The sequence below is a fragment of the Kineococcus indalonis genome, assembly GCF_009906395.1.
Classification (GTDB): domain Bacteria; phylum Actinomycetota; class Actinomycetes; order Actinomycetales; family Kineococcaceae; genus Kineococcus; species Kineococcus indalonis.
Map to the genome: position 1 here is coordinate 1 of NZ_JAAALM010000073.1, position 10,897 is coordinate 10,897.

The 10,897-nt window shown below is 75.1% G+C and carries 9 protein-coding genes; 2 read left to right on the forward strand and 7 right to left on the reverse strand.

Annotated elements, in window-relative coordinates:
- Window positions 1-312: 312 nt before the first annotated feature.
- The 3 genes from GTR00_RS05890 to GTR00_RS05900 form a co-directional block, all read right to left on the reverse strand.
- Window positions 313-3,159 (reverse strand): aconitate hydratase, encoded by a 2,847-nt coding sequence (locus GTR00_RS05890; RefSeq protein WP_166610706.1) that lies wholly within the window; start codon window positions 3,157-3,159, stop codon window positions 313-315.
- A gap of 175 nt (window positions 3,160-3,334) precedes the next feature.
- On the reverse strand, window positions 3,335-4,711 hold the full coding sequence (locus tag GTR00_RS05895) for a class I SAM-dependent RNA methyltransferase (RefSeq protein ID WP_166610707.1): 1,377 nt from the start codon (window positions 4,709-4,711) through the stop codon (window positions 3,335-3,337).
- Window positions 4,708-6,801, reverse strand: coding sequence for an APC family permease (locus tag GTR00_RS05900; RefSeq protein ID WP_166610708.1), 2,094 nt, complete (start codon window positions 6,799-6,801; stop codon window positions 4,708-4,710). Before GTR00_RS05900 ends, GTR00_RS05895 begins: the two co-directional genes overlap by 4 nt.
- 155 nt (window positions 6,802-6,956) lie before the next feature.
- Between GTR00_RS05900 and GTR00_RS05905 the strand changes: the two genes are divergently transcribed.
- Entirely contained in the window at window positions 6,957-7,622 is a 666-nt protein-coding gene (locus GTR00_RS05905; protein ID WP_166610709.1) for a potassium channel family protein, read from the forward strand.
- The gene (locus GTR00_RS05910) at window positions 7,622-8,281 is read left to right on the forward strand and encodes a potassium channel family protein (RefSeq protein ID WP_166610710.1); all 660 of its coding nucleotides are present in this window, start codon (window positions 7,622-7,624) and stop codon (window positions 8,279-8,281) included. Before GTR00_RS05905 ends, GTR00_RS05910 begins: the two co-directional genes overlap by 1 nt.
- A gap of 27 nt (window positions 8,282-8,308) precedes the next feature.
- Here the strand turns inward: GTR00_RS05910 and GTR00_RS05915 are convergent, their stop codons facing one another.
- From GTR00_RS05915 to dut, 4 genes are all read right to left on the reverse strand, one after another.
- Entirely contained in the window at window positions 8,309-9,019 is a 711-nt protein-coding gene (locus GTR00_RS05915) for a DUF3159 domain-containing protein (protein WP_323132251.1), read from the reverse strand.
- Entirely contained in the window at window positions 9,016-9,408 is a 393-nt protein-coding gene (locus GTR00_RS05920; protein ID WP_323132252.1) for an OB-fold nucleic acid binding domain-containing protein, read from the reverse strand. Before GTR00_RS05920 ends, GTR00_RS05915 begins: the two co-directional genes overlap by 4 nt.
- 68 nt (window positions 9,409-9,476) lie before the next feature.
- Window positions 9,477-10,334: a DUF3710 domain-containing protein gene (locus tag GTR00_RS05925; RefSeq protein WP_323132253.1), complete on the reverse strand. Its 858-nt coding sequence runs from the start codon at window positions 10,332-10,334 to the stop codon at window positions 9,477-9,479.
- The gene (gene dut, locus GTR00_RS05930) at window positions 10,331-10,840 is read right to left on the reverse strand and encodes a dUTP diphosphatase (protein ID WP_166610714.1); all 510 of its coding nucleotides are present in this window, start codon (window positions 10,838-10,840) and stop codon (window positions 10,331-10,333) included. The genes GTR00_RS05925 and dut overlap by 4 nt, the downstream gene beginning before the upstream one ends.
- Window positions 10,841-10,897 lie beyond the last annotated feature (57 nt).

A 10,897-nucleotide genomic window follows, 5' to 3' on the forward strand; every position in this document is an offset into this window, starting at 1 on the left:
CCTCCTGCACCTGGCCGCCGCCGGCGACCAGGTGCAGGAGGGCAGCGGCGACCCCCGGGGCGACGTCCTCGCCCTGGCTGCGCCACGCCTCGTCGAACACGCCTCGCCCCGTCCTCGCCGCGGGCCCCTGCGCGGGACCTCCCGGGTCCCCCATCGGCACGCAGCGGCGCGGGGTTGACCCCCGCGGACGCACCCGTCCGGGTGAGGGTGACCACGCTGCGCGGGCGCGCCGGCCCCCGGGCGCGGGCGCCGGGGACGCCGACGGGCGCTCACCCCCCTGGGGGTGACCGCCCGTCGGCTGCGGCGCGGACGTCAGGCGTTCGTCAGCGAGCGCAGCACGTACTGCAGGATGCCGCCGTTGCGGTAGTAGTCCGCCTCACCGGGGGTGTCGATGCGCACGACCGCGTCGAAGCGCACGGTGGAGCCGTCCTCCCTGGTGGCGGTCACCTGCACGGTGCGCGGGGTGGTGCCGGAGTTCAGCTCGGTCAGGCCGGTGACGTCGAAGGTCTCGGTGCCGTCCAGGCCCAGGCTCGCCGCGGACTCCCCCGCCGGGAACTGCAGGGGCACCACGCCCATGCCGATGAGGTTGGAGCGGTGGATGCGCTCGAAGCTCTCGGTGATGACGGCCTTGACGCCCAGCAGCGCGGTGCCCTTGGCCGCCCAGTCGCGCGAGGAGCCCGAGCCGTACTCCTTGCCGCCGAGCACGACCAGCGGGGTGCCGGCCGCGGCGTAGTTCTGCGCGGCGTCGTAGATGGTGCTCTGCTCGCCACCGGCGGTGAAGTCGCGGGTGAAGCCGCCCGAGACGCCGTCCAGCAGCAGGTTGCGCAGCCGGATGTTGGCGAACGTGCCGCGGATCATCACCTCGTGGTTGCCGCGGCGCGAGCCGTAGGAGTTGAAGTCCTTGCGCTCCACGCCGTGCTCGGAGAGGTACGTGCCGGCCGGGCTGTCGGGCTTGATGGACCCGGCGGGCGAGATGTGGTCGGTGGTGACCGAGTCGCCCAGCAGCGCCAGCACGCGGGCGCCGGAGATGTCGGCGACCGGCGCCGGCTCGGCCTGCATGCCCTCGAAGTACGGGGGCTTGCGCACGTAGGTGGAGCCCGCGTCCCACGCGAAGGTGTCGCCCTCGGGGGTGGGCAGGCCCTGCCAGCGCTCGTCGCCGGCGAACACGTCCGCGTAGTCCTTGACGAACATGTCCTTGCTGATGGCCTCGCCGATGACCCGCTCCACCTCGGCCGCGTCGGGCCAGATGTCGCGCAGGAAGACGTCCTGGCCGGACTCGTCCTGGCCGATCGGGTCGTTCTCGACGTCCCAGTCCATGGTGCCGGCGATCGCGTAGGCGATGACCAGCGGCGGGGAGGCGAGGTAGTTCATCTTGATGTCCGGGTTGATCCGGCCCTCGAAGTTGCGGTTGCCGGAGAGCACCGCGGTGACGGCGAGGTCGTTCTCCTGGACCGCGGCGGAGACCTCCTCGGGCAGCGGTCCGGAGTTGCCGATGCAGGTGACGCAGCCGTACCCGACGAGGTGGAAGCCCAGCTTCTCCAGGTACGGGGTCAGCCCGGCCTTGTCGTAGTAGTCGGTGACGACCTTGGAGCCGGGGGCCAGGGAGGTCTTCACCCACGGCTTGCGGGTCAGGCCCCGCTCGACGGCGTTCTTGGCCAGCAGCGCGGCCGCCACCATCACCGAGGGGTTGGAGGTGTTGGTGCAGCTGGTGATCGAGGCGATGGCGACGGCGCCGTGGTCGATCTCGGTGCGCGTGCCGTCGGCCATGGTCACCGGCACGCGCCTGGAGGGGCGGCCGCTGGCGTGGCCGGGGGCGGCGGGCTCGTCGCGCTCGTCGCTGTGCGAGGCCGAGGGGGCGTCGGAGGCGGGGAAGCTCTCGGCGCTGGCCTCGTCCTGGGAGGAGCCGGCCACCGCGTCGATCACGTCGCTCATCGCGCTGGAGGGCGCGTCGCCGGCGGGGGCGTCGGTGACGTAGTCGCCCAGGGCGGCGCGGAAGGCCTCCTTGGCCTCGGTCAGGACGATGCGGTCCTGCGGGCGCTTGGGGCCGGCGATGCTGGGCACGACGGTGGACAGGTCCAGCTCGAGGTACTCGGAGTACTTCGCCTCGCGGGCCGGGTCGTGCCAGAGGCCCTGCTCCTTGGTGTAGGCCTCCACGAGGGCGACCTGCTCCTCGCTGCGGCCGGTCAGGCGCAGGTAGTCCAGGGTGACGTCGTCGATCGGGAAGATCGCCGCGGTGGAGCCGAACTCCGGGCTCATGTTGCCGATGGTGGCGCGGTTGGCCAGCGGCACGGCGCCGACGCCCTCGCCGTAGAACTCCACGAACTTGCCCACGACGCCGTGCTTGCGCAGCACCTCGGTGATCGTCAGCACGACGTCGGTGGCGGTGGCGCCGGCGGGGATGGAGCCGGAGAGCTTGAAGCCCACCACGCGCGGGATGAGCATCGAGACCGGCTGGCCGAGCATCGCGGCCTCGGCCTCGATGCCGCCCACGCCCCAGCCCAGCACGCCCAGGCCGTTGACCATCGTGGTGTGCGAGTCGGTGCCCACGAGGGTGTCGGGGTAGGCCTGCAGCTCGCCGCCGACCTCGCGGGGGAAGACCACGCGCGCCAGGTGCTCGATGTTGACCTGGTGGACGATGCCGGTGCCCGGGGGGACGACCTTGAAGTCGTCGAAGGCGGTCTGGCCCCAGCGCAGGAACTGGTAGCGCTCGCGGTTGCGGCCGTACTCGATCTCGACGTTCTGCTCGAAGGCGTCGGGGCGGCCGAAGACGTCGGCGATGACGGAGTGGTCGATGACCAGCTCGGCCGGGGACAGCGGGTTGACCCGGGTGGGGTCGCCGCCGAGCTCGGCCACGGCCTCGCGCATGGTGGCCAGGTCGACGATGCAGGGCACGCCGGTGAAGTCCTGCATGATCACGCGGGCGGGCGTGAACTGGATCTCGGTGTCCGGCTGGGCGGAGGGGTCCCAACCGCCCAGGGCGCGGATGTGGTCGGCGGTGATGTTCGCGCCGTCCTCGGTGCGCAGCAGGTTCTCCAGCAGCACCTTCAGGCTGAAGGGCAGCTCCTGCGCGCCCTCGACCGCCGCGAGGCGGAAGATCGTGTAGTCGGTGCCGCCGACCGTTAGGGTAGCCTTGGCTTGGAAGCTGTTCTGGCTGCTCACCGTGAGCTCCTCACTCGTCGTCCGCTTCGACGTCGTCGCGGGTCGGGCGTCGCGTCCGATGCTGCCACTCGCGCGCCCCGCGCGCGGCGGCACCCCCACCGGGACCGCGACCATTTATCTCGACGTCAAGATACCACCGGGGCGCCCCCCGCGTCCCGCGCCCGCCCCGCCGGGTTCAGCCCGCGGGCACCAGCCGCGCCACGCACTCCACGTGGTGCGTCATGGGGAACAGGTCGAAGGCGCGCAGCCCGTCCAGCGCGTACCCGTGCTCGGCGAAGGTCGCCAGGTCCCGCGCCAGCGCCGCCGGGTCGCACGCCACGTACGCCACCGCGCGCGGGCGCAGCGCGGCGATCCCGGCCACGGCCTCGCGGCCGGCGCCCGCGCGCGGCGGGTCCAGCACCACCAGGTCCGCGCGGGAGGCGGCCAGCTCCGGCTCGGCCAGCGCCTCCTCCACCGGCCCCTCCCACAGCTCCACCTGCGGCACGCCGTGCAGGGTGCGCCGGGCGTCGCGCACCGCGCGCGCCTCGCCCTCCACGGCCAGCACCGCGCCCCGCTCGCCCACCGCGCGCGCCAGCACCGCGGTGAACAGCCCCGCCCCGGCGTACAGGTCCACGGCGCGCTCGCCCTCGCGCGGCTCCAGCGCGTCCAGCACCGCCTCCGTCAGCGCCGTGCCCGCGCCCGCGTGCACCTGCCAGAAGCCGGCCCCGCCGACGCGGAACGCCAGCTCCTCCCCGCGCACCCGCACCCGCTCGCCGACCCAGGTGCGCCCGCTGACGCGGTGCAGCCCCTCGGGGGTGCGCACGGCCACCGAGGCGCCGGGCAGCTTGGGCAGGTGCGCGTGCGCGCCCGCGCCGGGGGTGACCACCACCAGCGGCTCGCCGCCGTCGGACCCGGCCGCCACCTCCACCGACTCCACGTTGCCGAAGCGCTGGGCCAGCACGCCGCTGCCCACCACGCCGTGCGTGGAGATGGGGCAGTCCACCAGCGGCACCACGTCGTGCGAGCGGTGCCGGCGCAGCCCGGTGCGGCCCTCGGCGTCCACGGCGAACTGCGTGCGGGTGCGCCAGCGCAGGCCCGGGTGCTCCGGCACCGGGGCGCCCGCCGGCAGCGGCACCTCCTCCACCTCCACGGGCACCTCCAGCCCGGCCAGGCGGCGCAGCTGCTCGGCGACCACCTCGGCCTTCAGGGCGCGCTGGCGCGGCAGCGCCGCGTGCTGGAAGTCGCACCCGCCGCACAGGCCGGGCTTGGCCACCGGGCACGGCTGCTCGACGCGGTCGGGGTCGGCGCGCAGCACGCGCACCGCGTCCGCGCGCCAGAACCTCGAGCCCTCCGAGCCCTCGGTGACCCGCACCAGCACCCGCTCGCCGGGCAGGGCGTGGCGCACGAAGACCACCCGGCCCTCGTGGCGGGCCACGCAGTGCCCGCCGTGGGCGACGGGGCCGACCTCCACCTCGAACTCGGTGCCGGTGCGGTCCGCGCCCCGCTCGGGGGCCTGGCGGGTGCGCCGGCCGCGGCCGGCGCCGGGCGCGCCCGCGCGCGCGGGGCGGCTCACCGGGCCCCCTCGCGCTCTCCGTCGCCGGGCCCGGGGGGCGTCACGGCGGTGGGCGAGGACGCCTGCGGACGGGTGGGCGTCGGGCCGAAGTCGCCGCGGCGCACCAGGCCGGGCGCCGAGCGCTCCGCGCGGTCCTCCATGCCCTCGGAGCTGCTCAGCTGCCAGGGCACGCTGGCCACCATCACGCCCGGCGTGTAGCGCAGGCGCGCGCGCAGGCGCAGGGCCGACTGGTTGTGCAGCAGCGTCTCCCACCAGTGGCCCACGACGTACTCGGGCACGTAGACGGTGACCAGGTCGCGCGGGTACCGGGCGCGCAGCGCCTTGACGTGCTCGATCACGGGGCGGGTGATCTCGCGGTAGGGCGAGTCCAGCACCGTCAGCGGGATCGGCAGGTTCAGCGCGTCCCAGCGCGCCTGCAGCGCCGCGGTCTCCTCCGGCTCCACGGCCACGGTGACCGCCTGCAGCTCCGTGGGCCGCGCCGCGCGCGCGTAGGCCAGCGCCCGCAGGGTCGGCTTGTGCAGCTTGGAGACCAGCACCACGCTGCGCACCCCGGTGGGCAGCGCCTTGGCCTTGGCGTCCTGCGCGATCTCCAGCTCGCGGGCCACGGAGGTGTAGTGCCGGCGGATCAGCTTCATGTTCGCGAAGATCACGACCATCGCCAGGATCGCGATCCACGCGCCCTGGGTGAACTTCGTCAGCAGCACGATCACCAGCACCAGGCCGGTCAGGCCCAGGCCGATCGAGTTGATGACGCGCGAGCGCTTCATGCGCCCGCGCGCGGCCGGGTCCGCCTCGGTGCGCAGGTGCCGCGTCCAGTGCCGGATCATGCCGGTCTGGCTCATGGTGAACGAGACGAAGACGCCGACGATGTAGAGCTGGATCAGCCGGGTGACCTGCGCGTCGAAGGCCAGGATCAGGACGACCGCCGCGCCGGCCAGCGCGATGATGCCGTTGGAGAAGGCCAGCCGGTCGCCGCGGGTGTGCAGCTGCTTGGGCAGGTAGCCGTCGCGGGCCAGGATCGAGGCCAGCACCGGGAAGCCGTTGAACGCCGTGTTGGCCGCCAGCACCAGGATCACGCCGGTCGCGGCGGTCACGAGGTAGAAGGCCAGGGTGAAGTGGTCGAAGATCGTGGCCGCGAGCTGGCCGATGACGGGGTCCTGCACGTAGGTCTCGCCCACCGGCACGCCGTCGCGCAGCAGCTGCACCCCCGGGTCCTCGGCGAAGCGCACGTGCGTGAGGTTGGCCAGCGCGATGATGCTCACCAGCATCGTCACGCTGATCAGGCCCAGCAGCAGCAGCGTGGTGGCGGCGTTGCGGCTCTTGGGCTTGCGGAAGGCCGGCACGCCGTTGCTGATGGCCTCCACGCCCGTCAGGGCCGCCGCGCCGGAGGAGAACGCCCGCAGGATCAGGAAGGCGCCCGTCAGGCTCGTCAGGCCCCCGGAGATGTCGTGCTCGGCGGCCAGCTCGAAGCCGGCGCTGGGCGCCTGCGGCAGGTCGCCGAACAGGTACCGGCCGAAGCCCCACAGCGCCATGCCGATGATCGAGAACATGAAGATGTAGGTCGGGACCGCGAAGGCGGTGCCGCTCTCGCGGATGCCGCGCAGGTTCACCGTCATCAGCAGCACCACCAGCACCACCGCGAACAGCGCCTCGTGCCCGCGCAGCACCGGGATCGCGGTGGCGGCGTACTGCGCGCCCGAGGAGATGGACACCGCCACCGTCAGCACGTAGTCCACCAGCAGGGCGCTGCCCACCGTCAGGCCCGCGCTGGGGCCCAGGTTGACCGTCGCCACCTCGTAGTCGCCGCCCCCCGAGGGGTAGGCGTGCACGTTCTGCCGGTAGGAGGCGACCACCACCAGCATGACCACCACGACCGCCGCGGCGATCCACGGCGAGAAGGCGTAGGCGGCGATGCCCGCGATCGACAGGGTCAGGAAGACCTCGTCGGGGGCGTAGGCGACCGAGCTCAGGGCGTCGGAGGCGAAGACCGGGAGCGCGATGCGCTTGCGCAGGAGGGTCTCGGACAGGCGTTCGCTGCGGAACGGCCGGCCGACGAGCACGCGCTTGACCGCGTCCGTCACAGAGGGCACGTCCACCCATGCTAGGCCCGCGCGGCTCCCGCGGCGGGCACTCGGCGGCCCGGGCGCCCGGCGGGGCGGTGCCGGGGCCGAAGCGGTAGCGTCCCGGCCCGGGGCACCCGCCGGAGGAGCCGGCGGCCCGAGCGCCCAGACGCACCGGAGGGGTCGTGCACTTCGTGATCATGGGGTGTGGCCGCGTCGGCTCCACCCTGGCCCTGACCGTGGAGCAGCGCGGGCACAGCGTGGCCGTGGTGGACCAGAACGCCGACGCCTTCCGCCGCCTGGGCACCTCCTTCGCCGGCCAGCGCGTCACGGGCGTCGGCTTCGACCACGACACGCTCGTGGAGGCCGGCATCCACCAGGCCGACGCCTTCGCGGCCGTCTCCTCCGGCGACAACTCCAACATCCTCGCCGCGCGCGTGGCCCGCGAGAAGTTCGGCGTGGAGACCGTCGTGGCGCGCATCTACGACCCCGGCCGCGCCGAGGTGTACCAGCGCCTGGGCATCCCCACCATCGCCACGGTGCGCTGGACGGCCGACCAGGTGCTGCGCCGCCTGGTGCCCGAGGGGGCGCTGAGCGAGTTCCGCGACGCCAGCGGGCGGGTGGTGATGGTGGAGGCGCCGGTGCACGAGTCGTGGGTGGGCCGGCCCCTGCACGCCCTGGAGGCCGCCGCCGGGGTGCGCGTGGCGTACGTCACGCGGCTGGGCCAGGGCGTGGTGCCCGTCAAGGGGATGGTCCACCAGGAGGGCGACCTGGTGCACGTCGTGGTCGCGGAGGAGCGCGCGGCGGTCGCCGCCGCCGTGCTGGCCGCCGCGCCGGAGGAGGGGGCCTGATGCGCGTCGTCATCGCCGGTGCCGGGATCGTGGGGCGCTCCATCGCGCGCGAGCTGCTGGCCAACTCGCACCGCGTGCTGCTGGTGGACCGCTCCCCCGCCGCCATGAAGATCAACAGCGTGCCCGACGCGCAGTGGCTGCTCGCGGACGCCTGCGAGATCTCCAGCCTGGACGAGGCCGAGCTGGCCGACTGCGACGTCGTCGTGGCCGCCACCGGCGACGACAAGGCCAACCTCGTCGTCTCGCTGCTGGCCAAGACCGAGTACGGCGTGCCGCGCACGGTCGCGCGCGTGAACAACCCCAAGAACGAGTGGCTCTTCGACGAGGCGTGGGGCGTGGACGTGGCGGTGTCCACGCCGCGGCTGATGACGGCGCTGGTGGAGGAGGCCGTCAGCGTCGGTGAGCTGGTGCGCCTGTTCACCTTCCAGCAGGGCAACACCTCGATGGCCGAGTACACCCTGGAGGGCTCCAGCCCGGTCGTGGGCCGCACCGTCGGGGAGATCCCGCTGCCGGTCGACGCCGTGCTGGTCGCCATCGTGCGCGGGGACCGCCCCATCCCGCCCACCGCCGACGACGTGCTGGAGGTGGGCGACCACCTGATGTTCCTCAGCGTGCCCGAGGCCGAGGCGGAGCTGCGCTCGCTGCTCGGCGCCCCCTGACGCCGGCGGGGTGCGGTCCGGCGGGGCTCAGGCCGGCGGGGCGGCCGGCGCCCCGTCCAGGACCCCGCCGGGCTCCAGCGGCGTGCGCCCGCGCAGCAGCACCGCGCCGGCGACCACCACGCCCAGCACCAGCAGCGGCCAGCCCAGCACGAGCTTGCTCACCGCCAGCGCCGTGGTGCTGCCCGCCAGGTACAGGGGCAGCTGCACCGCCACCCGCAGCACGTAGCCGGCCAGCAGCAGGCCGGTGAGCCTCTGGCACAGCGCCACCACGCCCCGGTCGCGGCGCCACGCGGTGGGGTCCTCGGTGACGGCGCCCACCACGAAGCCGACCACGGGCCAGCGCGCCGCCATGGAGGCCGCGAAGAGGACCGCCAGGCCCGCGTTGAGCAGGATCCCGGGCAGGAAGTAGTCCTGGGGGCGGCCGGTGCGCGAGGCGATGAACGCGGCCACCGCGGTCGTCAGGACCCCGCCCAGGGCGTGCTGGACGGTCTCGCGCCGCGCCACGCGGGCCACCAGGGCCACCAGCAGCACCGCCACGGACACGCCCACGGACACCAGCAGGTCGGAGGTGACCAGCCACGCCACGAGGAAGGCCAGCGCGGGGGCGGCGGAGTCCAGCAGGCCCCGCCAGCCGCCCAGGGCGGCCGACAGCCGCCGGCGCACGACCTCCTCGACCGTGGTGGGGGCGGGGCCCGCGCCGTCCGCGCCCCCCGCGGACCCCGTCAGCGGCCCCGTCACGGGCTCTCGGCGCTGAGGAGCTCGTAGTCCGGGTTGAAGATCACGCGCTGGCCGTCGTCGTCGGCGACCAGGCCGCGCGCCTTCACCCGGCGCCCCGGCTCCACCCCGGCGATGCGCCGGCGGCCCAGCCACACCAGCGCCACCGAGCCGGAGCCGTCGAACAGCTCCGCCTCCAGCGCGGGCACGCCGCCGCGCGGGCGCAGGGTGACCGAGCGCAGGGTCCCGCACACGCACGCGCGGGTGCGGTTGGGGATGGCCTGGCAGGGGGTCCCGCCGTGGCGCACGGCGTCCTGCTGGGCCTCCTCCGCCGCGAGGTCCGACTCGGAAGCGGTGAAACGCTGCAGCGCGCGCCGCCAGAGGGGCGTGCTCAGCACCGACGACTTCGACACGGCCACCAGAGTAGGACCCCGGGGCGCCCTGCGTGACCCGGTCGCCCCCGACGACCCGTCCGGGCGCCTCAGCGGACCTCGGTGATCTCCGGTCCGCGCTCGAACGGCTCGAGCTCCTCGCGCCCGCCCGGGTGGCCCGCGCCGCCCTGCTCGTCCTGGTCGGCCGGCGGCTGCGGGCGCGCCTCCGGCAGCGCCAGCGGGATCAGCTCGCGCGGCGCCATGGCCTCGGTGCCGCGCACCACCACGACGTCGCGCAGGACGTCCTCCAGCGGCGCGGCGGCCTGCTCGTCGTGCGCGGCCGGCCCGGAGAAGACGGCCCGCAGGAACCAGCGCGGCCCGTCCACGCCGACGAAGCGGGTGGGCTGGTGCGCGGTGCGCCCGTCCTCGGTGCGCACCGGCAGCCGGCACAGCAGCTCCGCGCCGAAGGAGCCGGCGCGCTCCTCGGCGACGCCGCCCTGCGCGCCGACGGCCGCGGCGATCTCGGCGCGGATCTCGTCCCACACGCCCCTGCTGCGCGGGGCGGCGAAGACCTGCAGCTGCACGGCCGAGCCGCCCAGGCCGACGGTGACCGCGATGACGCGCTGACCGGCCTCCTCGACCTCGAAGCGCAGCTCCATGCCCTCGCGCCCGGCCAGGCGCAGGCCGCCCAGGGGCAGGCGGCCGTCCTCGGCGGGCACCTCCGAGGCGTCGAACGGGCCGCGGGAGCGGTCCGGGGCCGGCGCGGCGGCGCCCCCGGCCGGCTGCTCCGCGTCACCGCGGCCGGCGGTCGCGGTGCTCGCGGTCGCGGTGCTCGCGCTGTCGGTGCTCGCGCTGTCGGTGCTCGCGCTGTCGGTGCTCGCGGTCTCGGTGCTCGCGGCGTCGGTGCTCGCGGTGGTCGCGGTGTCGGCCTCGGCGTCCTTGACGCGCTTGCGGCGGAACAGGCTCACGGTCGTCCCTCCCCGGTGGTGGTGCTCTGGTCTGCGTGGTGCGGCGCGAGCGCGTCGACGCCCCCGGCCGCGGCGAGCGCGCCCGAGCCGCCGGTGGAGCCGTGGCCGCCCTCGCCGCGCGCGGAGCCGGGCAGCCGGTCCACCGGCAGGAAGCGCACCCGCTCCACGCGCTGCACGACGAGCTGGGCCACGCGGTCCCCCGCGCGCAGCTCCACGGCCTCGCGCAGGTCGGTGTTGTGCAGCGTGACGCGGATCTCGCCGCGGTACCCGGCGTCGACGGTGCCGGGGGCGTTGAGCGTGGTCAGCCCGCGGCGCGCGGCCAGCCCCGAGCGGGGCACGACGAACGCCGCGTACCCCTCGGGCAGGGCGATGGACACGCCCGTGGGCACCGTGACCCGCTCCCCGGGGCCGACGACGACGTCGACGCGGGTGGTCAGGTCGGCCCCGGCGTCGCCGGGGTGGGCGTAGGTGGGCAGCGCGGCGGGGTCGGCCAGCACGGTCGCCACCTCGAGGGCGGCTGCGGGCTCGGCGGCGTGGCTCACGGCCCGGACCCTACCCGCCGG